The 23,885-nt window shown below is 57.0% G+C and carries 18 protein-coding genes; 10 read left to right on the plus strand and 8 right to left on the minus strand.

The features are described 5' to 3' along the window. The first annotated feature begins 48 nt into the window (after positions 1–48). Together I6L41_RS03330 and pbpC are read left to right on the plus strand one after the other, a co-directional pair. Positions 49–4,932 (plus strand): alpha-2-macroglobulin, encoded by a 4,884-nt coding sequence (locus tag I6L41_RS03330; protein ID WP_254203383.1) that lies wholly within the window; start codon positions 49–51, stop codon positions 4,930–4,932. A gap of 52 nt (positions 4,933–4,984) precedes the next feature. Then, positions 4,985–7,330 carry a penicillin-binding protein 1C gene (gene pbpC / locus I6L41_RS03335; RefSeq protein WP_254203416.1) on the plus strand — a complete coding sequence of 782 codons (2,346 nt, stop codon included), beginning with the start codon at positions 4,985–4,987 and terminating at the stop codon, positions 7,328–7,330. Positions 7,331–7,756: 426 nt separating this feature from the next. On the opposite strand, the gene I6L41_RS03340 is transcribed toward pbpC, so the two are convergent. Then, complete coding sequence (locus I6L41_RS03340) at positions 7,757–8,722, minus strand: hypothetical protein (RefSeq protein WP_216961978.1); 966 nt, start codon at positions 8,720–8,722, stop codon at positions 7,757–7,759. A gap of 177 nt (positions 8,723–8,899) precedes the next feature. Between I6L41_RS03340 and thiI the strand changes: the two genes are divergently transcribed. Next, positions 8,900–10,348 (plus strand): tRNA uracil 4-sulfurtransferase ThiI, encoded by a 1,449-nt coding sequence (thiI, locus tag I6L41_RS03345; RefSeq protein WP_216961980.1) that lies wholly within the window; start codon positions 8,900–8,902, stop codon positions 10,346–10,348. A 75-nt stretch (positions 10,349–10,423) separates the two neighbouring features. Here thiI and I6L41_RS03350 read toward each other — a convergent pair whose 3' ends face one another. Both I6L41_RS03350 and I6L41_RS03355 read right to left on the minus strand, forming a co-directional pair. Continuing rightward, complete coding sequence (locus tag I6L41_RS03350; RefSeq protein ID WP_216961983.1) at positions 10,424–10,816, minus strand: hypothetical protein; 393 nt, start codon at positions 10,814–10,816, stop codon at positions 10,424–10,426. Positions 10,817–10,916: 100 nt separating this feature from the next. Next, on the minus strand, positions 10,917–11,549 hold the full coding sequence (locus tag I6L41_RS03355; protein ID WP_005333975.1) for a trimeric intracellular cation channel family protein: 633 nt from the start codon (positions 11,547–11,549) through the stop codon (positions 10,917–10,919). A gap of 373 nt (positions 11,550–11,922) precedes the next feature. Between I6L41_RS03355 and flaA the strand changes: the two genes are divergently transcribed. The 7 genes from flaA (at position 11,923) to I6L41_RS03390 (ending at position 19,075) form a co-directional block, all read left to right on the plus strand. After that, positions 11,923–12,837 carry a flagellin gene (gene flaA, locus I6L41_RS03360; protein WP_216961986.1) on the plus strand — a complete coding sequence of 305 codons (915 nt, stop codon included), beginning with the start codon at positions 11,923–11,925 and terminating at the stop codon, positions 12,835–12,837. Positions 12,838–13,420: 583 nt separating this feature from the next. After that, a complete protein-coding gene (flaB, locus tag I6L41_RS03365; protein ID WP_019446042.1) occupies positions 13,421–14,332 on the plus strand; it encodes a flagellin B in 912 nt (303 codons plus the stop codon). A gap of 33 nt (positions 14,333–14,365) precedes the next feature. Continuing rightward, positions 14,366–14,806 carry a flagellar protein FlaG gene (locus I6L41_RS03370; RefSeq protein ID WP_019446041.1) on the plus strand — a complete coding sequence of 147 codons (441 nt, stop codon included), beginning with the start codon at positions 14,366–14,368 and terminating at the stop codon, positions 14,804–14,806. Between the two features lie 27 nt (positions 14,807–14,833). Next, positions 14,834–16,243 (plus strand): flagellar filament capping protein FliD, encoded by a 1,410-nt coding sequence (fliD, locus tag I6L41_RS03375; protein WP_158112304.1) that lies wholly within the window; start codon positions 14,834–14,836, stop codon positions 16,241–16,243. Positions 16,244–16,268: 25 nt separating this feature from the next. Beyond that, entirely contained in the window at positions 16,269–16,691 is a 423-nt protein-coding gene (gene fliS / locus I6L41_RS03380) for a flagellar export chaperone FliS (protein WP_019446039.1), read from the plus strand. Next, complete coding sequence (locus tag I6L41_RS03385; protein ID WP_019446038.1) at positions 16,688–16,987, plus strand: hypothetical protein; 300 nt, start codon at positions 16,688–16,690, stop codon at positions 16,985–16,987. The genes fliS and I6L41_RS03385 overlap by 4 nt, the downstream gene beginning before the upstream one ends. A gap of 6 nt (positions 16,988–16,993) precedes the next feature. Then, positions 16,994–19,075, plus strand: a complete 2,082-nt coding sequence (locus I6L41_RS03390; protein ID WP_216961988.1) for a 6-hydroxymethylpterin diphosphokinase MptE-like protein — start codon at positions 16,994–16,996, stop codon at positions 19,073–19,075. Between the two features lie 177 nt (positions 19,076–19,252). Here I6L41_RS03390 and I6L41_RS03395 read toward each other — a convergent pair whose 3' ends face one another. From I6L41_RS03395 to pseF, 5 genes are read right to left on the minus strand one after another with little or no spacing between them, the layout of a single operon-like run. Further along, the gene (locus I6L41_RS03395) at positions 19,253–19,498 is read right to left on the minus strand and encodes a hypothetical protein (RefSeq protein WP_216961991.1); all 246 of its coding nucleotides are present in this window, start codon (positions 19,496–19,498) and stop codon (positions 19,253–19,255) included. Then, positions 19,495–20,787 carry a motility associated factor glycosyltransferase family protein gene (locus I6L41_RS03400; protein WP_216961994.1) on the minus strand — a complete coding sequence of 431 codons (1,293 nt, stop codon included), beginning with the start codon at positions 20,785–20,787 and terminating at the stop codon, positions 19,495–19,497. The genes I6L41_RS03395 and I6L41_RS03400 overlap by 4 nt, the downstream gene beginning before the upstream one ends. Continuing rightward, positions 20,780–21,826: a pseudaminic acid synthase gene (gene pseI, locus I6L41_RS03405; RefSeq protein WP_120413980.1), complete on the minus strand. Its 1,047-nt coding sequence runs from the start codon at positions 21,824–21,826 to the stop codon at positions 20,780–20,782. Before pseI ends, I6L41_RS03400 begins: the two co-directional genes overlap by 8 nt. Positions 21,827–21,832: 6 nt before the next feature. Continuing rightward, a complete protein-coding gene (pseG, locus tag I6L41_RS03410) occupies positions 21,833–23,089 on the minus strand; it encodes a UDP-2,4-diacetamido-2,4,6-trideoxy-beta-L-altropyranose hydrolase (protein WP_216961998.1) in 1,257 nt (418 codons plus the stop codon). Beyond that, the gene (gene pseF, locus I6L41_RS03415) at positions 23,079–23,774 is read right to left on the minus strand and encodes a pseudaminic acid cytidylyltransferase (RefSeq protein ID WP_201991342.1); all 696 of its coding nucleotides are present in this window, start codon (positions 23,772–23,774) and stop codon (positions 23,079–23,081) included. The genes pseG and pseF overlap by 11 nt, the downstream gene beginning before the upstream one ends. Positions 23,775–23,885: the final 111 nt, after the last annotated feature.

The raw sequence follows: 23,885 nt of genomic DNA on the forward strand, positions 1-23,885 counted from the left end.
GTTTCCAGCCACGCTGCGTTTGCAGCGCTCCAACTCGGGATGGAACCTATGCGCCTCTTCGACTCTCCCTCTGCTTCTCACCGCTATATCGCTGAAACCGGCGCTCAGCGCCGCCGCTGGTCAACCCTGCTGCTTTGCGGGGTGGTCGGTTTGCTGTCTGGCTGCGGCCCTGACAAACCCACCAGCCAAGTACCGACCACAGAATCCACTGCGCAGCAGGAGGCCGGGGCGCCAACTTCTGTAGTGCAGGCCAATACCCGCCAATATCGCGATGCCCCGGCGCTGGCGCTGGTCTTCTCCGGCCCCCTGTCGCCCAAGGCCAATTGGCAGAGCTGGCTCGGGGTCAGTGAGGGGGGCAAGCAGGTGCAGGGGGAGTGGATCCTCGCCGACGATGGTCGCACCCTCTATTTCCCGAACGTTCAGCCCGACAAGAGCTATGAAGTGAGCCTCAAGGCGGGGCTGGGCCCATCCCCCCAGAGCTGGACCCTCAAGACCCGCCCGCTGGAGGCGGGAGCCTCCTTTACCGCCAGCGGCATGGTATTGCCGCTGCGTCAGGAACTTCGCTTGCCCATCAGCGCGGTCAACGTGGATGAGGTCAATATCGATTTCTTTCGGGTCGATGCGGAATATCTGCCCCGTTTTCTGGCGGAATATCGCCCCGGTGCCGGCATGGGTAACTGGGAGCTTGAGCAGATCACCCAGCGGGCCAAGCGGGTGTTCAGCGGCCGCTATGCGCTGGAGCTCGATGCCAACCGGCGCGAGACCCGCCTCATCAATGTGAAGGAGCCGCAGCTGGCTGAGGCTGGCGTCTACTTTGCGGTGATGTCGCCCCTTGGCAACTACGACTGGCGCAAGGAGACCACCTATTTTGCGGTGAGCGATATGGGGCTCAGCGCCCGCCGTTACCGCGATCAGCTGGAGGTGTTCGTGAGCTCCCTGGCCAGCGCCGACCCGCTCAAGGATGTGCAGCTCTCCCTGCTCGACGAGAAAGGCAACCGGCTGCAGGTGCAAACCACCGATCCGCAGGGCCATCGCCGCTTCGATCAGGTGCAGGGGGCTCGCTTGCTGCTGGCCGAACAGGGCAACCATCTGGCGGTGCTGCGCCTCGATGGGGCGGCGCTCGATCTCTCCACCTTCGATCTCGGCACCCAGCCCTGGCAGGCCCAGCAGCTCTATCTGTTCAGCGGGCGCGATCTCTATCGTCCCGGCGAGCGGCTCGACAGCGAGATCCTGCTCAAGGGGCAGGATGGCCAGCTGTTGCCGGGCATGGCGGTGGAGCTGGAGGTGAAACAGCCGGACGGTCAGCTGCTCGAGCAGAAACGGCAGCTGCCGGACAATTTGGGCGCGGCCCACTACGGTCTGCGTTTGCCGGATGATGCGCCGCTCGGGCGCTGGACCATCAACCTCAAGACCGCCGCTGGCAGCCGCTTCGAGTGGCCCTTTTTGGTGGAGGAGTTCTTGCCGGAACGGCTCAAACTGCAGCTTGGCAAGGGGCCGGATGGGGAAGTGACGAGTCTGGACGCCGCCCTCAGCCTGCCACTGCAGGGGGACTATCTCTACGGCGCGCCGGCCAGTGCCACCAAGGCCAAGGCGGAGGTGAAGATCAGCCGCGCCACCATGCCCTTTACCCAGTGGCAGGAGTTCACTCTGGGTGACGTGCTGCTCGCCGAGCAGGCCAAGGATCTCGAGGCGCGCAGTCTCACCCTCGATGCGCAGGGGCAGGGGATTTTTTCGTTAGCTGAAGAGCTCGATGGAGTGCGCGCCCTCGGGCCGCTGGAGGTGGCCTATCGGGTGTCGCTCTCCGAGCCCGGTGGCCGCGCCGTCAATCGCAGCCGCACCCAGTATGGCTGGCCCGCGGGCAGCCAGTGGCCGGCACTCAAGGCCGATTTCGTGGCGGATCGGGTGGAAGGGGGCAAGCAGCTCCCCTTCCAGATCCTCAACCTCGATGAGCAAGGCCAGCCGGTGGCGGGGGCGGTGAAGGTGCGCCTTATCAACGAGTACCGCGACTACTACTGGCACTACGCCAATGGCGAGGGATGGAAGTACGAGTTCAACAGCCAGCCTTATCTGGAGCAGGAGCAGACCCTGCAGCTGGACGGCAAGGGGCCGACTCCGCTCACGCTGCAACTGGCGGCGGGCTGGTATCGATTGGAGGTGGAGAACAGTCAGGGCCATCAATCGAGCCTGCGGGTGGAGATCGGCAGTTACGCCTGGGGCGGCGGTGGCGAGCAGGCACGGCCCGACAAGATTGCCATCACCCTCGACAAGCGCGCCTATCAGGCGGGCGACAAGGCCAAAGTGACGCTGGTAGCCCCGCGCCCCGGCAAGGGGTTGCTGCTGGTGGAAGATGGCGACGGTCTGCGCTGGTGGCAGCGCATCGAGCTCAAGGGGGCCGCTGACGATGCCAAGGATGCCCGCGGCGAGTTCGAGATCCCGGTCAGCCCCGAGTGGCAGCGTCATGACCTGCACATTTCGGCCCAGATCGCCGCGCCAGACAGCGCCTCCAAACCGGTCAGCAGCCAGCAGGGACAGAACCTGCGCTCGGTCGGGCTGGTGCCGCTCACCCTGGATCGGGAAGCGCGCCGTATGCCGCTCACCCTGAGCGCACCGGATAAAGCGGTGCCGCTTACCCGCCTGGAAGTGACCGCCACCTCCACCCCCAACAGTCAGGGGCGCGTGGTGCTGGCGGCGGTGGATCGGGGCGTGCTCAATATCAGCGACTACCAGCCGCTCGACCCGTTCGAGATCTTCTTTGGTCGCAAGCGCTTCGCTCAAGATTTGTTCGACAACTACGGTCAGGTGATCCCGCCGCAGGATGGCAAGCTGGCCCGCCTCAATTATGGGGGTGACCGGGCGCCGCTGAAAAAGGGTGGCGCGCTGGAGAGTCGGGTCGAGATCGCCGCACTGTGGAGCGGCGAGGTGAGTTTTGACCAGCAGGGCAAGGCGGTGATCCCGCTCGATTTGCCCAACTTCAACGGCGAACTGGCGCTGATGGCGCTGGCCTGGAACGAACAGCAAGTCGGGGAGGCCGAGCGCGCCGTCAAGGTAGTGGCGCCGCTGGTGGCAGAGATCGGCTGGCCGCGCTTTGGCGCCAGAGGGGATGAGACCCGGGCGCTGGTGCAGCTGCGCAACATGAGCGGCGAGGATCAGACCCTCTCCCTTGTCTGGACCCTCAACGGTGGGCTCAAGGCAAACGGCGAGCTGCCCGGCAACCTTTCCCTTAAAAATGGCGAAGAGCAGTGGTTGACCCTGCCGCTCACCGTGACCGGGGCGAGCGGTGTGGCGAGCCTGCAGTTGGCGGCCAGCGGCAAGGATTTTGCCCTCAGCCGCGACTGGACTTTGCCGCTGCGCTCCCCCTGGCCTGCCGAGACTCGCCAGCGCTACCAGATGCTGGCCCCCGGCCAGCAGATGAGCTTTGCGCAAAGTGAGCTGGCCGGGCTGGATCGCGCCAACCTGCAGGGGCTGCTCAGCCTCTCCGGCACTCCCCCCTGGGATCCGGCAGCCCAGTGGCAGGCGCTGGCCGACTACCCCTACGCCTGTCTGGAGCAGACCCTGTCGCGGGCCTGGCCTTACTTGCTGACCACGGCCGATGAGCGGGCCGCCTGGAGCAAACCCGCAGAGGGCAAGAAAGCGGCGAGCGAGTCAGATGTGCAGCGCGCCCTGCTGCAACGGCTGCAGAGGTTGCAACTGCCCAGTGGCGGTTTTGGCCTGTGGGATGGTCGCTCCGATGAGGAGCAGTGGCTCACCGCTTATGCCGCCGACTACCTGCTGGCGCGCAAGGAGGCGGGTGACGCCGTGCCGGAGGCGATGCTCAATCAGGCGCTGAACCGGCTGCAAAGCTATCTCACCGACAGTCAGTACGGCGAGCGCTGGAGCAGTGCCCCCGAGCACAGTCGGTTGGCCTATCAGGCCTACAGCGCCTATGTGCTGGCCAGGGTGGGCAAGGCACCGCTCGCTACCCTGCGACTTATCTGGGAGCAGCAGGCTGATCACGCCCGCTCAGGTTTGCCGCTTTTGCACCTCTCGCTGGCGCTCTCGGCCATGGGTGATGAGCAGAACGCCGCCAAGGCCCTCAGCCGGGCATTGGCGACCGAGCGTGGTGACGACTATCTCGGGGATTACGGCTCGCCTCTGCGCGATCAGGCCCTTGAACTCTCACTGCTGCGCCAGCACAAGCTGGCTGCGGAGCGCTGGCCTGATCTCAGCGCCAAGGTGGCCGACACCCTGGCCCACCGTCAGTGGCTCAGCACCCAAGAGCGGCTCGCCCTGCTGCGACTAGCCCGCTTCGATCCGGCCGTCGACTGGCAGGCCAAGGTAACTTCCTCTCTTGGCAGTGGATCCCTGAGCGGTTCGGCTCCGTTGCAGCAGGGTGCCCCCGAGGCACTGGCCGCGAGCACCGTCACCAACGAGGGCAAGGGATCCCTCTATGTGCAGCGCACTCTGGTCGGTTACCCCGAACAGGCACCGGCACGGATCAGCAAGGGGATGAGCGTGACCCGCAGCTGGTTCAATAGCGACGGTCAGCCGTTTGATCCCGCCAAGGTGAAGGTGGGTGATCTGGTGGTGGTGCGGCTCAACGTCAGCAGTGAATCGGCGGTGCCCGATGCCCTGCTGGTAGAGATGGTGCCCGCCGGCTTCGAGCTGGAGAACCCGGCCCTTGGCAACAGCATCAAGCTGGAAGATCTCTCCATCGAGGGGAAACCGGCGTGGCAGAGCGAGTGGAACGACTATCTCAAGCATCAGGAGTTTCGCGATGACCGCTACACGGCAGCGCTGGATCTGAGCGAGGGGAGCAACCAGCAACTGGTCTACCTGATGCGGGCGGTGACGCCGGGTCGCTATCAGGTGCCGCCGACCCAGGTGGAGGATATGTACCGCCCCGAGCTGCGGGCTGTGGGTGAGGATATCCATGAGGTGATCATCTCTGAGTAACATTCCCTCCCTTGAGCGGGTTCGCCCGCTCACTTTCTGGCAGCGTGGCTGGCTGAAATTAGTTCGCACTGGCCGCGCTGGCTGGCGCTGGCTTGGGCGCCTGCCACGCTGGCTGTGTTTCTCGGTGCTGGGAGTTGTCGCACTGCTGCTGTCATTGCTGGCGCTGGATCGGATTTTCCCGCCGCCGCCACTCGACCCTGCCTACGCACGGGTGGTGCTCGACATGAAGGGGCGACCGCTGCGCGCCTTTGCCGATACCAGCGGCGTGTGGCGCTACCCCGTGACCCTGGAGCAGGTCTCCCCCCGCTATATCGAGGCGTTGCTGGGTTACGAGGATCGCTACTTCTGGCGTCATCCCGGGGTCAATCCGGTGGCCATGGTGCGCGGGGTCTGGCAGTGGCTGCGTTACGGGCGAGCCGTGTCGGGCGGCTCGACTCTTACCATGCAGGTGGCGCGTCTTATCGAGCCCTACCACCGGAGCGTGCCCGGCAAGCTGCGCCAGATGGCCCGTGCGCTGCAGCTGGAGTGGCACTACGACAAGCGCACCCTGCTCACCGTCTACCTCAACCGGGCGCCGTTTGGCGGCAACCTGGAGGGGGTGCAGGCGGCAAGTTTTGCCTATCTCGGCAAGAGCGCGGCCAAGCTGACCTATGCCGAGGCGGCGCTGTTGGCGGTGCTGCCGCAGGCTCCCAGCCGCAACCGGCCGGACCGGCATCCCGAGCGGGCCCGCACCGCCCGTGACAAGGTGATGCAGCGACTTGTGGCGCAGGGCGTCTGGCCCGAGCCGGTGTGGTTGGAGGGACGTATCGAGCCGGTGCTGGCCCGCGGTCACTTCACGCCGATGGAGGCGCCGCTCTTTGCCCGCCTTGCCGCCGATAATCAGGCCGGGGCGCTGGTGCACACCACTATCGACGGCGATCTGCAGCGCTGGCTGGAGGGACGGGTGGCGAGCTATATCCGTCGCTTCCCCGAGCAGACCTCAGCGGCGTTGCTCTTGGTAGACAACAAAACCATGGCGGTGCGCGCCTATGTGGGCAGCGCCGAGTATGGCAATTTGCGCCGCCACGGTTATCTCGACATGGTGCAGGCGATCCGCTCTCCCGGCTCCACCCTCAAGCCCTTCATCTACGGTCTGGCCATGGATGAAGGGTTGGTGCACTCGGCCTCCCTGCTCTCCGATGCGCCGAGACTGGGGTCTGATTATCGCCCCGCCAACTTTTCCGGTGCCTTTCAGGGGCCGGTGACCCTTGCTCAGGCGCTGCAGCAATCCCTCAACGTGCCGGCGGTGCAGGTGCTGGAGGCGCTCGGGCCCGACAAGCTGGTCAGCCGCCTCGACAACGCCGGGGTGAGACTGGCGCTCTCCGACAAACCCAATCCGGCCATCGCGCTGGGGGCGGCGGGCATTCGGCTCGAGCAGCTGGTGGCGCTCTACAGTGCGCTGACCCGGGAGGGGCAGGTGGCGATGCCGGTTTGGCTGGCGGGGCAGCAGGCGGTGTCGCGCCCCTTGCTGAGTCCGGGCGCGGCCTGGATCATCTGGCAAATATTGAGCGCGCAGGGACGGGCGGACCAACCCTTTGCCAGCGAGGCGACCGGCCGGGTCAACCGGCTGGCTTGGAAGACCGGCACCAGCTACGGCTATCGCGACAGCTGGGCCATGGGGGTCTCCGGTCGCTGGACCATCGGCGTCTGGCTTGGGCGCCCCGATGGTACCCCCTTGCCCGGTTTTTATGGCCAGAGCGCGGCGGTGCCGCTGCTGCTCTCGGTCTACTCGCGGCTGGCTGACAACAGCCCCTTGCCGGCACAACCCAACACGGTGAGTGAGGCCGAGATCTGCTGGCCGCTGGGGCGCAAAATGAGCGCGACCCTGCCTGAAGCCTGTTTGCAGCGCCAGAGCGCCTGGTTGCTGGAAGGGCGCGATCCCCCCACCTTGCCGGATCCCATGGACTGGCCCTCGCCGCTGCGCCAAGTAGCGCTGACCGCCGAGGGCAAGCCGACCCTGGCACGCTGCCAGGATGCGGCGCAATCCGGCTTTCGGGCACTCTGGCCTTTGTCGTTGGAGCCTTGGCGGTCCCCCGGCGAGCGGCGGCAGGCGCTGCTGGCAAGTGGTTGTGCTGGGGAGGGGCAGAGTGCCGAGCTGCAGGCCCCCATTCGCATCATGGCGCTGGGGGAGGGCAACCTTATCCGCAGTCAGCGTTACCGGTTGCAGCCCAAGGTGCTGGGCGGTGTTGGCAAGCCAGCCTGGTTTCTCAACGGCCAGCGGCTGCGCTGGGACGGGGATCAGGTGTTGAGCGTGGCGGGGCGCTATCAGCTGGTGGTGGTGGATGAAGCAGGCAACAGCGATCGCATCGAGTTTCGCGTGGTGCATCCTGACGGTGATGCCGGCACCATCACCCGTTGAGCGTTTTGCCGACAGTCATTGAGACGAATGTAATTAACCATTTGAAATGCATCAATATTTGATTGGGTGAATTAACTTGTGAATAATTACGAATTCATTCAAATCCAATCGGGAGTTCTCTTTTGCTACGTGTTCTGTGTCCCTTGCTGGTGCTGATGAGTTCGGGCTGTGCCACTACCAATCATGGTGATCACCATGTTTCTCCTGAACGTACCGGGTTCTATTCACCTTTCGAACCCGTTTCCGAGAGTTTTGTACGTTGTTATCAGAAACAGTTTGCCTGTACCCCTGCCAATATCCGCCGTGACAGGGCGATGGAGGCGCGCAGGCAGGCGCAAGAGCGGGCCAATCACCGGGGTGGTGATTGGTAGGCCGCAGAAAACTAGAGGGGTTGGCAGATGCCAACCCCTTTTTCATTCCGCCAATTCAGCCCGGTTGGCGCAGATGACCGAGCCGGGTGAAGAAGTGCTGGCTCTTGCGCTGGTGAAAGTGGCTCTTTTTGATGGGATGGAAGATGAGGTTGCTTTCGGGGTGGCTCGCCTTTAACTGGTGGAGCATGGCCACGGCAGGCAGGCTGGTGCTGACCAGGGTGGTGAGTGGCATGCTGAGGGTCTCGGGCCCGAGCAGTTGATTGAGCCCTTGCTGAGCCTGCTCAAAGCGGGTCAGGGCCGCCGGGTCGGCATAGCCGCTACCCAGCATGGCGAGCAGGTTGTCGATGGCCAGATGAAATTCGGCCAGCTGTTGGCGAAAGCCGCTGCGCCCGCGCAGGGCAATCAGCTCTGCAAACGGAATGTCGGCCAGGTGAGTGGGCACTTGCAACGGGATCTCGAGGTGGAAGCAATCCTGACCACCGCGATTGTGGTAGCGGGATTCGAGCAGATGGAGCAGGCGGTCGAGATAGTCGTGATCGGTAATAAGCGCCCCGTCATTGGCGAGTGCCCACTCACGGGCGAGACGCATGGAGAGCAGGTTGGCAAAGCGCCGCGCCATTCTGATCCCCCCTTCATCCCGGGTCGCAAAGCCGTGAGTAAGGCAAAAGCCGTGCAGCCGCTCCAGCCCCGCCTGATCCGGGCAGAAGCAGTCGTGGTTGGCCTCCTGACGCCAGCGACCAATCAGCTCCTTGTTGCCAAACACCTTGTGGCGGACGAAATCGGGGGCCACCAGGCCGCTTATCTGGCTCTCCAATTGCGGGGTAATGGCGGCAAAAAAGGCGGCATCGGGCCGCTCGGCGAGCAGATCGGTCTGCTGTTGAAGGATATCGAGCAGGGCGGTGAGACCGCTCTTTTCGCTGACGGTGAAGACAAAGGCAAGCCGCTCCAGATAGAGCAGGGCAAATTTGAGCCAGAGCTCGTCGCGTACCTCCATGCCGGGGTAGTAGATATAGGTCTTCATCGGATCAGTCTGTTGTCAAAAATCTGGCGAGGCGCAGGGTCGGGAATATACGCAAGATTGGCGCTGCACGGCAAACACTGCGTGGGGGAATGTGAGCAAACGCTCATCCAGTAGGCGTTGGCCACAAAGTTCTGATATAATTCGCGCCCTTAAATCAAGGTCACCCGAGTCATTACCATGAAGTTCATTATCAAGCTGTTCCCGGAAATCACCATCAAGAGCAAGTCGGTTCGCCAGCGCTTTATCAAGATCCTGCAGGGCAATATCCGCAATGTCCTGCGCCGCTTCGACGACGATGCCCGCGTACGGATGGATTGGGACAAGCTGATCGTGAGCTCCCGCAATGACCAGTTCCGCGAGCAGGCAATCGAAGCCCTGGCCTGCATTCCCGGCATTCAGGCCTTCCTCGAGGTACAAGCCAGCAAGTTTACCGATCTGCACGACATCTTCGAGCAGGTGAAAGCCGTTTGGGGCGACCAGCTCAAGGGCAAAACCTTCTGCGTGCGCGCCAAGCGCCACGGCAAGCATGAGTTCTCCTCCCTCGAGGTTGAGCGCTATGTGGGGGGCGGTCTGAACCAGCACTGCGAAAGCAATGGTGTGCGCCTCAAGAACCCGGATGTGAAGATCAACCTCGAGATCGACGGCGAGGAGCTCTTCATCGTCAGTGCTATTCATCAGGGTCTGAGCGGCATGCCCATCGCGACCCAGGAAGATGTGCTGAGTCTGCTCTCCGGCGGTTTTGACTCCGGCGTGGCTTCGTTCCAGTTCATCAAGCGTGGCTGCCGGGTGCACTACTGCTTCTTCAATCTAGGCGGTGCGGCCCACGAGATCGGCGTCAAGCAGGTGGCCTATCACCTGTGGAACCGTTTCGGCTCCTCCCACCGGGTACGTTTCACCGCTGTCGATTTCGAGCCGGTGGTTGCCGAGATCCTCGAGAAGATCGACAACGGTCAGATGGGCGTGGTGCTCAAGCGGATGATGATGCGTGCTGCCGCCAAGGTGGCCGATGAATTCCAGATCCCGGCGCTGGTGACCGGTGAGTGTGTGGGTCAGGTCTCCAGCCAGACTCTCACCAACCTGAACGTCATCGACCGGGTCACCGACAAGGTGATCCTGCGCCCGCTTATCACTTGGGACAAGCCGGATATCATCAACGAAGCCCGCCGTATCGGCACTTTGGAGTTCGCCGAGACCATGCCGGAGTATTGCGGTGTCATCTCCAAGAAGCCGACCGTGAAGGCCGAGCTCTCCCGCATTGAAGAGGAAGAGGCCAATTTTGACTTCTCCATTCTGGACAAGGTGGTCTCCGAGGCCCGTTACCTCGATATCCGTCGTATCGGTGAAGAGACTGCCGCTGAAGTACAAGAGGTGGAAACGACTCAGGTGCTGGGCGCTGACGAGGTGATCCTGGATATCCGCTCTGCCGACGAACACGACGAGAAGCCGCTGGTGGTGGAAGATCGTGAAGTGCTGCATATCCCCTTCTTCAAGTTGGCTACCGCCTTTGGCGATCTGCCCAAGGAGAAGACCTACCTGCTCTACTGCGATCGCGGTGTGATGAGCAAGCTGCAGGCGCTCTATCTGAAAGAGAAGGGCTTTGACAACGTCAAGGTGTACCGCCCGTAAGCGTGTTTTTCACTTTCAATAAAAAATCCGGCCAATGTGCCGGATTTTTTTATTTCACAGAGTGAGTAATGACTATCAGGGACAGGGAACCGGAGTGAAGGAGTCTTGCCCCTGACAACGCCACCCCATTTCCGCCTCCCGCATCTGCCACAGGTTGTTGCTGCGATAGAGGGTCAGGATGTAGATCATGTCGCTCTTACTGCCGTCGAGGGCGACCGAGAGCACCAGATCATTGTCCAGCTGCTGGGCATGGATGCGGCTGGGCGTGTCACCATGACCGACGAATCGCAGAGCTACCTCACGGTAGTCATTAACCCAGTTTTGCTGTTGATGGCTTGCCTGGCGTATCTGCTGGTTGAACTGCTGCACCGGCGCCGAGGCCAGTCGTCCAAATACCACTTGTGCTTCGGCGTCGGCTGCCGTCACGTTCGCCAGGAGGAGGGTGGTAAGCATACCGATTTTGCGCATGAGAAGTTCCGGCTAACAACGACTGCTTCTATGACAACAGAAAAGCCTATTTGGTTCAACGCGCGGCCCACAGCGACATGATGACGCTGTGGGCCTGCTCTCAATTGCGTTGCAGTGAGAAGGTGGGCAGCGACAGATGCCAGTAGATAGCCGCGACTCGCAGGCCAAACACGGCCGTCATGCAGATGAGCATGGCCGTAACCCTGTCCATGTTTGCCTCAAGCGCCAGGGTATAGAGAATGCCGCCGAGGATACAGGCGGTGGCATAGATCTCTTTTTGCAGCACCATGGGGACCTCCCGCGCCAGTACATCGCGGATCATGCCACCGGCTACCCCGGTCATGGTGCCCATGATCACGGCAATCAGCCCTGGGGTGCCGAAATTGAGGGCCTTCTGGGCACCGATAACGGTAAAGAGGGCTAGCCCGAAGGCATCCGCCACCGGCAGCACATACCAGGGCATCCTGCGGGGCAGCTTGACCATCCACATACCGATCAGCGCCGTCGCAATGACGACCCAGATATAGAGCGGGTCTCGCACCCAGAATACGGGGGTGGCTCCCAGGATCATGTCACGGATGGTGCCGCCGCCGATGGCAGTGACCGCCGCCAAAACCATGACGCCAAACCCGTCCATTCTGAGTCGGCCAGCCACCAATACCCCTGAAAACGCGAATACCGCAGTACCAAACATGTCGCTGATGTAAACAATCTGCTCAACCAGTGTCTGCATGGAGAACAACTCACGCCAAATTGTTGATGGGGCCGCGATTTTAGGGGCTGGTGAGCCCAATCGCCAACAGTGCTCGACAAAATTGAGAGTCGGGACGGATTTTTTCTCGCAGCACGAACGGTAGTGTCTCGTTTGCCCCCTGCCGTTGGCGAGCTTCAGAATGTTGAGTTTGTCACTGGTTTTGGCCCGATTTTTTCCTTAAGTATCCCCCCGACCCGCCGATATATAAGGTAAGCGGCGTTAATGCGATGAAGCGTTGAAAAAAATGCTAAAGACATCCAAAAACGAGCCGTTAAATAAGACGCATCGGGCACGGAAAATAATAAAGCCTGAGCGAATAGAAGAGTAAATTTAATAGCTTAGGAGAATAGTCATGGGCCTTTATATCAACACTAACGTTTCATCGCTCAACGCGCAGCGTAACCTGATGAATACGACCAAATCACTGGATACTTCCTACACTCGACTGGCATCCGGCTTGCGTATCAACAGCGCCAAAGATGATGCCGCGGGTCTGCAAATCGCCAACCGTTTGACGTCTCAGGTGAACGGTTTGAATCAGGGTAACCGCAACGCCAACGATGGTATTTCGGTAGCGCAAACTGCGGAAGGTGCAATGGATGAGGTGACCTCCATGCTGCAGCGTATGCGTACCCTGGCTCAACAATCAGCCAACGGCTCCAACAACACTGATGACCGTACCGCGTTGCAGCAAGAGTATGACCAGCTGATGACCGAAATTGATCGTGTGGCAAAAGATACCACATTCGGTGGTAAGCAACTGCTTAACGGTGGTTATGTCGGCTCTTTCCAGGTTGGTGCCGATGCGGCTCAAACCATTACTTTCAGAATGACCACTGCGTTTACCATCGCAGGTATGGCTTCGGCTGCCAAGGGCAATGCAACAATCTCTGCCGGTTCAACTGGTAGCAAAGAGCCTTTCAAAGTAACGGCCTCAACCAGCGCAGTGACTGTGGCAAACATGAATAGCATCAAGTCGGCGAGTTCGGCCCAGTCTGCTATGGCCAACCTCGACTACATGATTAAAGTTGTAGACAGCAAGCGAGCGGAATTGGGTGCAGTGCAGAACCGGTTTGATTCAACCATTCGCAACCAGGCGAACGTCTCTGAAAACGTCAGTGCTGCGCGTTCACGGATCCGCGATGCAGATTTCGCGACCGAGACCGCCAACCTGACCAAGCAGAACATTCTGCAGCAAGCCGCATCGACCATTCTGTCTCAGGCAAACCAGCGCCCGCAGTCTGCACTGTCACTGTTGCAAGGCTAACAAAAGAAAACAGGGCGGTTGTTCAGGCCGCCCTGGTCAAGAGATGGAACAAAGGGGTGTTCGGGTCGCACTCTGTTCTATCGGGAGAGATATAATCTCTACTAGTAATGCCAAGTGTTGTCCAGCTGTTCAGTTCTGTCACGCTTGGTCATATTCTCCTGAGCATATGCTCATCTTTAGGCCGGTTTACCGGCCTCTTTTTATTGTGTCGCCAAATTGACGTCACTCTGTCAGTTCAAAGCATGAATCGTGCCAACGCATCTTATCCCGTAAACGAGGTCATCATCAGCGGTGATTTGCATGGTGATGCTGCTCAATTCATGTTCTGTTGCCGCTTGCCGGAGAAAACTTGCCGCTTTAGGCAACAATTTTCCTAAAGCTTGTATCTGCGCTGCCGTTAAATAAAGTGAAGCAATCGAGGGGTGTTCGGAATCCAACGTTTGCACTACTGCGGGTGGCCTGTTCGTTCAAACAGACACCCGCCTGAAGAGACAGGCATGTTCAACCTGCTCTTCAAACGGTGGGACGTCGTGTTGTTTAGACGACGCAACCTGCAGTCGCATGTTCTTCGGGAGAATATTTTATGGCCATGTATATCAACACCAACATTTCATCATTGAACGCCCAGCGTAACTTGATGAATACCAACAAGTCTCTGGATACCTCCTATACCAGATTGGCATCCGGTCTTCGCATCAACACCGCCAAAGACGATGCTGCTGGCTTGCAGATCTCCAACCGTTTGACTTCACAGGTTAACGGCTTGAACCAGGGTAATCGCAACGCAAACGATGGTATTTCTGTAGCCCAGACCGCAGAAGGGGCCATGGATGAAATAACCTCCATGTTGCAGCGGATGCGGACTCTGGCGCAGCAATCAGCCAACGGTTCCAACAATACGGATGACCGCGTTGCATTGCAGCAAGAGTACGATCAACTGACAACCGAGATCGATCGCATCTCCAGTGATACCACGTTCGGTGGTCAGAAGTTGCTGGACGGTAAATATAAGGGCTCATTCCAGGTCGGTGCGGATGCTACCCAGACCATTACCTTCAAGATGACCAGTGCCTTTACCATTAGCGGTATTGCTGGCGCATCAAAAGGCAGTGCCACCATCGCCGCCGGTTCTACTGGTAGTAAAGAGCCGTACAAGGTAACCGCTGCGACAACTGCTGTAACTGTTGCCAACATGAACAGTATCAAAACAGCCAGTGGTGCCCAGTCTGCTATGGCCAACCTCGACTACATGATCAAGGCGGTTGATAGCAAACGTGCAGAGCTTGGTGCGGTCCAGAACCGTTTCGACTCGACCATTCGCAACCAGTCCAACGTGTCCGAGAACTTGAGTGCAGCACGTTCGCGTATCCGTGATGCGGACTTTGCGACAGAAACCGCCAACCTGACCAAGCAGAACATCCTGCAGCAGGCTGCTTCAAGTATCCTGGCGCAAGCTAACCAAAGACCGCAATCTGCGCTGTCCCTGTTGGGTTAACGGGTAGTGATGAGATAGAAAAGGAGCGACGATATGGCCAATGACATTGGAATTCCCTCATCGGTCACTCCTTCTTCTCTTCAGTCAAGTAGCAAGAGCGGCCAATCGGCCGCTCAAGTGCTATCTGGCATGGCGGAAGAGCAGCGGGTGATGACACAGGATGTGGAAAAACAACAAGAGGAGCGAGCCAAAGAGAAGGTTCGCAAATCCGATGTCTCAGATAAGGATATTGAAAAAGAGGTACAAAACTTGCAGGAGTTCAGCAAGTTGCAGGGATGGACCGTCAACTTCAGCGTCGAAAAGGATCTCGAGCAAGTTGTTATCAAGGTGATGGACGCCAATACCAAGTCAATGATCCGCCAGATCCCAAGTGAAGAGTTGCTGGCTATCAGCAAGCGGCTCAAGGATCTGCGTGAAGTTGATGTTATAGGTGGTGGCTCAAGAGTCGGATTATTGCTTGATAAAGAGATTTAATACGCAAGTTTTACGAGGAGAGTGAGAATGGCCACGATTACGTCTGCTGGTGCGGGTTCACAGCTGGACTTGGAGTCTGTCATTGCCGCGAGCGTCAATGCCAAGAAGGCGCAACTGATGCAGCCCATCACCACCAAAAAGACCAATGCCCAGATCACTCTCTCCGGGGTTGGACAGTTGAAGTCGGCCATCGCCTCGTTTGTGACGACACTTCAGGCCATGTCCAAAGATGATGCGTTCAACAAACGCTCGATTAATATTACCCAAGACAAGGACAAACCCGTTCTCAAGGTGGAGAGCAAGGCGGGGGCTTCCAACGGGCAATATGATATCAGCGTCGAACAATTGGCGAAGACCAGTAAATTTGACGGTACTTTCGACTCATCGACGACTCCCCTTATCACTGAGGATGGGAAGCTGACCTTCAAGGCTGGTGACAAGACCTTCGATGTCGATGTGAAAGCAGGGGATTCACTACAGTCCATCCGTAAACGCATCAACAATGACGCCGACAATTTCGGTTTGAGCGTCAATATAGTCAATACCTCCGATGGTAAATCCAAGCTGATGATCGATTCCGGGGTAAGCGGCAGCGGCAAGGACCTGCAGATCACTGGCAGTACTACCGACCTGACCGATAATCTCGTATCCAAACTGACCAAGCGCCAAGATGCTCAAGATGCCAAGATCACCGTTGATGGAAATACTCTGACCAGTTCATCCAATACCTTCGATGGCACCATTGTCGGACTTAAACTGACCGTGTTGCGGGAGTCGGATAGCACAACCTCTACCGATGCCAGCGGTAATCCGGTCAAGACCTACAGCTCTAACAAGGTTGACGTGACCACCGACAAGGCTGGCATAAAGGACATGGTCAAAGGCTTTGTCGACGGTTACAACGCGCTGGTGAAGAAGAGCAATGAGCTCGGCAAGCGTAATACGATCGTTGAAGGGAAGAGCAAGAATGATGGTGGGGCTCTGGCGGGCGATGCAACGACGCGTGCCGTAGTCAATATGATGAATGGCATCATCACCGAGCCTTCGAAAAACTCCTCTACTTATAAAACGATTTTTCAGATGGGCATAAAGATGGATAACAAAGGGGTATTGTCTATCGACGATACCAAGTTCAACGAGGCCATCGACAAGAATTTCGATCAGGTAGTGGCAGTTTTTGGCGGTAAGGATGGGATCGCCGGTCAGCTGGCCAGCCAGCTGGAAACCTACTCCAAGACCGGTGGTTTGTTGGCGAAACGGGAAGACTCTTTGAATTCCGATCTGCGCGAAGTGGGTCGTAAGGAGTCAGATGTTGCCACTCAGCTGACCAAGTATGAAGAGACCTTGCGGGCCCGTTACGGAAGTCTGGATGCTATGTTGGCCAAGATGAATAAATCTGCCTCATATTTAAGTATGCTAAATACAAACAATAGTTAATGTGAAGTCATGAGTGGTGTTTCATATGTATCATAAAAATATAAAGGCCTATACCACCCAGAATCTGCAATCCGAATTGGCAGTAGCCGATCCTTACCGCGTGATTCAACTTTTGATGCAAGGTTGCCTGGAGCGCTTGGCTCAGGCTCGTGGTGCTATCGAACGTCGAGATTTTGAGCAAAAATCCCAGTCTATCTCTAAAGCAATGGCCATTATCAACGGGCTGCAAGATTCACTTGATCTCTCTTATGGTAAGGTTCCCGAAGACCTTTCTGCGCTTTATGACTACATGAAAGCTAGGATGATGGATGCCAGCCGTGATATGGATATCACAGCTGTCGATGAGGTTATGAATCTGATGCTGACAGTTAAAAGCGGTTGGGATGCTATTCCTGTCGAGGAGCGAGATAAGGCCTTGGCTCAACAAAAAGTGGGCGGAACCGAATGAGCAATAACCGTTTGCCAGAATTAATCGCAGCAGGTCAAGAGTTACTGACCTTGTTCGAACAGGAGGATGTGCAAACGGCTGAACAGTTGATCGACCATTATCTCATTCTCCTTGATGCTGTTTTCCAGAATATCCCTCCACATGTGGTTCTTGACATGGATCACCAACAAGCATTGGTGCAGTTTCAAACCCTACATGAGCTGATAGAACATGCAAAGAATCAGACAGAAGCAGCTTTGTGGAAATTTTCAAAAGCAGGTCGAGCATCTGATATGTACAAGCTGAACGCAGGTTAGGCATACATGGATATTAAACAAGAAATTACAAATATCGAGAGTGAACTTGTGCGCCTTGAGAGGCAAAAGCAACAGGAAATTGCTATGTTGGAGGTATTGCCTGTTCGTTTTGCAATGAACATGGATGCCTTTAAAAAATTCATGCCAAGTATATATGATTTTTTTGAATCATATCAACCAGTACGGCCATTCCGTTTTTTTTGCAATGAAAATGGTATCCCTAATATATTGTGGCTTGATGAGCAAGTTTCGTTATACGGTGACGATCCATTCGCAGATGCTGAATCACAAATTAATGAAGTAATTGAACAAAGTATTTTGCAATGTATTGATTTTGCACCACAATGGTATTTTGATGACCAAATACATATAAAATATAACAACGAAATATCCAAGCTTAAACAACAATCAACGCTCGAAGGGTTATCACTCAAGAGTGCACTATCAATGGATATCCCATTATCCTTGATGTATGGAATAGGTTTGGGTTATCAACTGGGCTATTTATACGAGCGATGCAAAGTCAAGAATTTGTTCGCCTTTGAACCAGATCTTGATATGTTTTATGCATCTTTATATTGTTTTGATTGGTGCTCTTTGCTGGATTATATGGAGCAAGAGTCATTAAGCTTGCATTTATTTATAGGAGTTGACGAAAAATTATTAGCAGCCGATATGATGGAAGCGCTTCATCGTAAAGGGGCATTCTGGTCTGCAGCATATTTTTCATTCTGCCATTATCATTCGCCAAAGTTGCATTCGCTTATTAACCAGGTTGAAAATGAGTTCTATCTGCTGCGTACGGGTTGGGGTTTTTTTGATGATAATGTCTTTGCTCTAGCTCATAGCCATAGTCATCTGCAAGATGGCACACCATTTCTTCTGCGCCAACGTGATACGTCCTCATCTGAGACTATACCTGTATTTGTTGTTGGAAACGGGCCATCGTTAGATCAGAGCATTGATTTTATTCGAGATCATCAACGTCAGGCTATTATCATTGCCTGTGGCACTGCAGTCAGTGCACTTTATAAAGCTGGAATCAAGCCAGATATTTATGTTGCTGTTGAGCGTACCAAAAGTTCAGCAGATTTTTTGCATATTTTGGATGCAGGGGAGTTTCTCAAGGATAGTGTTTTTTTAAGCGTGGATGTGATTCATCCTGAGTGCAAGACATTTTTCCGCAAAACCGGGTTAGCATTTAAACCCAATGAGCCCATGTATAAACTGCTGACCACTCACTTTGGTAAGCAGTTTGAATTTGATTCAATTGAATACTCTAATCCATTTGTTGGGAATACCGGTCTTAATTACGCAGCGTTGCTTGGCTTTAAGGATATCTATCTGTTTGGGATTGACAATGGGTATAAGTTTGCTGATAAGCATCATTCTAGTTTGAGCCTGTATTATAATGAAAAGCAGGAGGCAAAATACCATCAGGATCTGAACGAGACATTTCCAGCTCGTGGTAACTTTGGTGGTGAAGTCCGTATCAATCATTTATTTGGTCTCTCTATTCACAATATGGCTCAGGTTTTGGAAAATAATCCTGAAATACGTTGTGTCAATAGTAGTGATGGTGCTTATGTTGCTGGTGCCGAACCTCGTCGGGTTGAGCATATCAACCCCACTTGGCCAGATTTTAATAAGCGAGCCTTCATTGATGATTTGCTGTCACGTTGTTTCAAACCATTTAATGTAGCCAGTATTGATTTCCAATCTGCCATTAACGTGCCGTTTTTTAATGATGTAGTTAATAAACTGCTTGATGATTGGAAAGCAGTTCCTCGTGAACACAACGCAATTCAATCGATGATGCAACGCCATCATGATTATCTGCTGTATTTGTTCATGAGTCGTGATAGTCATCTCTACCGTGTGTTGATAGGATCAATAAATTATTTTTATGCCAATATCATCAGTTTGATGATGGCTCATATCAATGACTCTGATGAGGTGCTGACAGAAAAGTTAAACTCTACAATCACTATATTGGAGCGGTTTTTTACTGATGCTAAACATATTTATGCTGGAGCATTGGAACGACATGATACAGCCTATTTTATAGGTCTCAATATATTTAAGTAGTGGTGTGTTATAACGTGTATCTATTGTCACGTTATACATGTGGTGTTCTAAATCACTTATCAGCTATCATTTAGAAACTGTGGCCCCAAACGTGACATGCGTTTGGGGTGTTACTGCGAGCAAGTTTTTTATCATGCTCGCATATGAAATTCCTTTCGTTTCACCCGCTCAGCATTATTATTTTTCTGGCGTTGTAAGAAGAGCCGCGAACTCAACTTCAAGCCAGTCTGCCAATCCCAACCAGTCATGGCGCTCCTGGCAAGCCAGCAGGGCACTCACTATGGTCACGGCATCGCCTTGGTGCTCCGGAGGTAGAGCATGCAATGCCTGCTCTACCAGAGCCGGTAGCTGCAGCGCACTTTCAACATGAAGGCCAAGGCGAAAATGGTGTGCCAGTGCAATGCAATGCTCTGTGATGGTCATGGCATCAGCTCCGGATGATAGTCACAACCGAGCAGGGCCGCACCGTCGCGGCTGCTGTTCCAGAATTTGACTTCCGGGTGGCTTGCCATATAGCGCTCAAGCTCGATCTGATAGGTGGTGAAATTGGGGTTGGTGCTGACGCGCTGACCATGGCCATCCAGTACCCAGCTGAGGGCCTGGCTGGCAACAGGACCCAAAGCACCATCATCCCAGCCGGTATGGGTCTGGCCACCGGGGAAGGCGAAGTCACAGCCGAGCAGAATGATCTCTCTACAACCCATCTTGACGGCGAGATCGACGGTGGGATGGATCACGCTGCCTCCTTGATGGAGTAACCCTTTGGGATGAGTGTGACGAAGTTGCTCATACACGGGGCTGATGGAGTAGGCGGTAAAACGCGGCCCTTGCCAACTTGCAAGCGTCTCATGGGGCACCATGGGGGCATATACCAGAGGAACCGAAGTGAGCCCTTGGCTTGCCAGTCGATCCGGAGTCAGAGCGTCGTCGATAGTTACGACCAGATCCACACTGATGCCGTATTGTCGCAGAGGGGCGAGCGCAGTATCGACACAGAGTACCTTCCACTCGGGATGTTGCTGCAACAAGCCTGCAAGGCGAGGGAGGTGGTGTTGCAGGCTGGGACCGCTGGCGATGACCAGTGCAGTAGCATCCGGGTGTGAGCCAAAAAGCGTGGCAACATCGCCATCTTCACCCACAAGTGGAAGATTCTCGGTCAGTCGCCCGGTAATGCGCGGCAAGTCCGGGACGAAGCGTTGCTTGGTGTAAGTCGCCATCACTTCGCTCACCAGTCGACCACGAATGCGGCAGGCCGCATCTTCGGCCAGCTCCAGTTCGCTGGGGAGGGCGAAGAAGGGGAGGACAATCTCCTGTTCATCGGCCGCGAGGCTCAGCTCTACCCGGGGGTCTTGCAGCCACTCGTCGTGCTCGAGCAAGGCCAGCACCAGAGTGAAGAGATTGTGGTGCATGATATGGACATGGAGGGTTTCTAACCGGGGGCGTGTCAGCAACACCTTCTGCAGATCGCCGAGTCCGGTGCCATAAAGGTGCAGCACGGGTACATCGGGAAGAGTTGCCGCTTGCAGTTCGGCCTCCTTCACCCGATCGTGCCGGCTGGTGAGCTGGATGCCATTGACCAGCAGTGTGCTGCTGAGGCCTTCACACAACTCCACCTGCAGATCGCCCAGCTGTGTCACCGTGAGGTGGGCAGCAAGCTGTGGCCAACGCTGTTCGATTATCGCCAGATGATGGCGCAGCAGATCTTCATTCATCTTGTGCAATCCAATCCCAGTTGAGAGGCTGATTGGCTGCCATGTCGCGGTTGACCTGCTTGCCGATGAGCCGATCGTAATCGGCCGGGGGCAGGCCGAGGGCGGGGCGCACCGATTTGATGTGCTCTGCGGTGAGCACCTCGCCAGCTGCCATCTCCTTGACCAGATAGAGGGAGCGGCGAAAAGCGCGGTTACCCTGTTCACTGGCTGTGAGATGGTAATCGGCCACTCCGAGGGCGGCATGGGCGGTATTGACCGAGGTTACCAGCTCGGTGAGTTCGGCCGGTTCCATTGAGAAGGCGCAATCCGGCCCGCCGTCGGCGCGGGCCAGGGTGAAGTGTTTCTCGATAAGGGTGGCCCCGAGCGCGGTAGCGGCGATGGCTGTGGCCGACCCCAGGGTGTGATCGGAGAGCCCCACCTCGACCCCGAAGCGCTGGCGCAACATGGGGATGGTACGCAGGTTATATTCGGCCGCCGGCGCCGGATAGCCGCTGACGCAGTGCAGCAGCGCCAGCTGGCCGTTGCCGTGCTTGAGTGCCATCTCGACCGCGGCGGCGATCTCGGCCTCGTCCGCCATGCCGGTGGACATGATAAGCGGCTTGCCGGTCTGGGCGGTGTAGCGAATGAGGGGCAGATCCACCAGCTCGAAGGAGGCGATTTTGTAGGCCGGGCAGTCCAGTGATTCAAGCAAGTCCACCGCACTGAAATCGAACGGGCTGCTAAAGACCGTCAGCCCCAGCTCGCGCCCTTTGGCAAACAGCGCCTGGTGCCACTCCCAGGGAGTGTGCGCCCACTCATAAAGGTCATAGAGGCTGTGGCCATCCCACAAACCGCCGTGGATCTGAAATTCCGGTCGATCGCTTTTGAGGGTGATGGTATCCGGGCGGTAGGTTTGCAGCTTGACGGCGCTGGCACCCGCTGCTTTGGCGGCGGTCATAATGGCCAGGGCGCGGTCCAGATTGCCATTGTGGTTGGCCGACAGTTCGGCAATCACATAGGGAGCCTGTTCCTGGTTGATGGAGCGATGATCGATCTGCATCTGTGTTCAGATTCCTATGCCAAGTTGCCAGCCTTGCGGCGCCGGTTGCCAAGGGGCAGGGGGCGCTATCTGCGGTGGCTCGGCAAGATAGAGGGGAAATGGGGAGAAAATTATCTGCAAGCGATGTGCCAGCTCTTGCCACTCCGTGGGCTGAAGTGACCGGGTGGCCTGCCATGTCAGCCGCTGGCCGTTCAGCGTCAGGGTGAGTAGCAGTTGGTCGTCATGGCGTAGTTGCCACTGATGGCCATATGGCAACAGTTGATAATCCGATTGTTGCAGCAACCAGGCGGTGAGCCGATCCAGCCCCAGCCCATCCACCTGTTGCTGGCCGCGGCGTCGATAGTCATCTGCTTGCCATTCAAGTCGTTGCAGGGCTTGCAGCAGCAGCTCAGGCTCGGCCAGCTCGCTCAGAGTCAGCCGCTCGGCCAACTGGAAGCGGGCGATCACCTGGTCGTTGAACTGCTGATTGTCGACGATGGGCACCGCCAGGGTCGGCAGGCCGAGACAGGCTCGCTCCCAGGTCATGCCGCCCGCAGCGCCAATGGCGAAGTCGTGTTGTTGCATCAGTTGCGCCATCTGGTCGCTCTGGCGCAGCAGCACTAGGTCGAGGTCGGTCAGTTCGGCCACTCTCTGCTCCAGCTCGGGCCAGAACGGATTGGCGCCGCCCGCCACCAAGGTCCAGCGGATGGTGCGGGCCCAGGGCAGCCGCGTCAGGCTGTTGAGGGTCGTGAGACAGGCTCCGGCCGGATCAGCGCCGCCAAAGCAGATGAGGCCACGTTGCCACCGGCTGACCTTTTGGCGTGCAAGCTGGCGATAGGCGGGGCGCAGCAGGGCATAGTCGGTGCCCAGCAGCAGCCGACAGTCGGCAGGGACGAGTGACTGGTAATCGGCGGCGCTGCGCAGTGGCCCCTGATCCAGCAGCAACTGACCATGATGAGGGCGATCGGCCAGATCGTCGATCACCAGCAACTGACCACAGTGCATTGCCAGTGTCTGCTCGATCTGTCGATCAATCTGGTAGTGATCACACACCAGCCACTCCGGACGCAAGATGGGCAAGGGGCCTGCGTCGTCCAGAGCGCAAAGAGGGTAATGCTGGTGGGATTGCAGCAGTGGCAACAGGTGGGCCGGTAGCTGATGGCAGAGAAAGTGGCACTCGGCGCCAGCCGTTTTCAGCCGATCGGCAATGGCCAGACAGCGCATCAGATGGCCCAACCCGATCTCGGCCCCGGCATCGAGCCGGAAGGCAACCTTAAACACCATCTTGACCCAGCACCTGATAAAGCAGTTCAGCCAGATGCCAATCTTCCGGCGTATCGATATCGACCACCCTGTGTCTTGGCAGAATATGGCCGATCCCCTCTCCACCGACGGGGCTGATCCCGCCCAACCAGGCAGCCCGCGTCCCCCAATAGAACTGGCCGGCATCCTGATAGGCAGGCTCCAGATCCTGAGAGCGTTTCGCCATCTGCTCCGGCCAGAAGGGAGTGACCCGGCCCTGCTCATCCATGCGCACGGCGCGCTGGATAGGAAAGCCGAATTCAGCCACCATGTAGACGAAGGGGGCCTTGCTGGCGAGCAGGCGATCGTGGGCGGCGCGCAGGTCGGCCGCCTGGATCAGCGGCACTGTGGCATAGATGCAGCAGTAGTGCTCTGCCTGGATGCCGAGCTGGTCGAGCCGCTGGATGGTGTCGATCACCACAGGGGTGGTACCGGTGTGATCATCGGCGAGGTTGGCTGGCCGCAGAAATGGCACTTCCGCGCCCAGTTGACGAGCAACTTCGGCGATCTCCTCATCATCGGTGGAGACCACCACCTTGCTGAAACAGCCAGATTTCTGCGCCGCCTGGATGGCATAGGCGAGCATGGGCTGACCACAGAAGGGGAGGATATTCTTGCGTGGAATGCGTTTGCTGCCACCCCGGGCTGGGATAATGGCGATGGCCATGATGGGCTCTCTCTGCTGGATCAATGACTGGCCAAAGCCAGGATAATCGATGACAACTCTTTGATTATTTTTGATATTATACTGTTTTTTCTGCTTGTATTATCGATTTTT

Origin of the sequence: Aeromonas sp. FDAARGOS 1411, from assembly GCF_019047125.1 — a bacterium.
Taxonomy (GTDB): domain Bacteria; phylum Pseudomonadota; class Gammaproteobacteria; order Enterobacterales; family Aeromonadaceae; genus Aeromonas; species Aeromonas veronii.

Bases quoted from the DNA above. Each gene is read 5' to 3' on its own strand.
- I6L41_RS03350 (WP_216961983.1), bottom strand. From the start codon at position 10,816: ATGCGCAAAATCGGTATGCTTACCACCCTCCTCCTGGCGAACGTGACG.
- fliS (WP_019446039.1), top strand. From the start codon at position 16,269: ATGTATCATAAAAATATAAAGGCCTATACCACCCAGAATCTGCAATCC.
- flaA (WP_216961986.1), top strand. From the start codon at position 11,923: ATGGGCCTTTATATCAACACTAACGTTTCATCGCTCAACGCGCAGCGT.
- fliD (WP_158112304.1), top strand. From the start codon at position 14,834: ATGGCCACGATTACGTCTGCTGGTGCGGGTTCACAGCTGGACTTGGAG.
- I6L41_RS03340 (WP_216961978.1), bottom strand. From the start codon at position 8,722: ATGAAGACCTATATCTACTACCCCGGCATGGAGGTACGCGACGAGCTC.
- flaB (WP_019446042.1), top strand. From the start codon at position 13,421: ATGGCCATGTATATCAACACCAACATTTCATCATTGAACGCCCAGCGT.
- pseI (WP_120413980.1), bottom strand. From the start codon at position 21,826: ATGCAGATCGATCATCGCTCCATCAACCAGGAACAGGCTCCCTATGTG.
- I6L41_RS03370 (WP_019446041.1), top strand. From the start codon at position 14,366: ATGGCCAATGACATTGGAATTCCCTCATCGGTCACTCCTTCTTCTCTT.
- I6L41_RS03330 (WP_254203383.1), top strand. From the start codon at position 49: ATGCGCCTCTTCGACTCTCCCTCTGCTTCTCACCGCTATATCGCTGAA.
- thiI (WP_216961980.1), top strand. From the start codon at position 8,900: ATGAAGTTCATTATCAAGCTGTTCCCGGAAATCACCATCAAGAGCAAG.
- I6L41_RS03355 (WP_005333975.1), bottom strand. From the start codon at position 11,549: ATGCAGACACTGGTTGAGCAGATTGTTTACATCAGCGACATGTTTGGT.
- I6L41_RS03385 (WP_019446038.1), top strand. From the start codon at position 16,688: ATGAGCAATAACCGTTTGCCAGAATTAATCGCAGCAGGTCAAGAGTTA.
- I6L41_RS03390 (WP_216961988.1), top strand. From the start codon at position 16,994: ATGGATATTAAACAAGAAATTACAAATATCGAGAGTGAACTTGTGCGC.
- I6L41_RS03400 (WP_216961994.1), bottom strand. From the start codon at position 20,787: ATGAATGAAGATCTGCTGCGCCATCATCTGGCGATAATCGAACAGCGT.
- pseG (WP_216961998.1), bottom strand. From the start codon at position 23,089: ATGGTGTTTAAGGTTGCCTTCCGGCTCGATGCCGGGGCCGAGATCGGG.
- I6L41_RS03395 (WP_216961991.1), bottom strand. From the start codon at position 19,498: ATGACCATCACAGAGCATTGCATTGCACTGGCACACCATTTTCGCCTT.
- pseF (WP_201991342.1), bottom strand. From the start codon at position 23,774: ATGGCCATCGCCATTATCCCAGCCCGGGGTGGCAGCAAACGCATTCCA.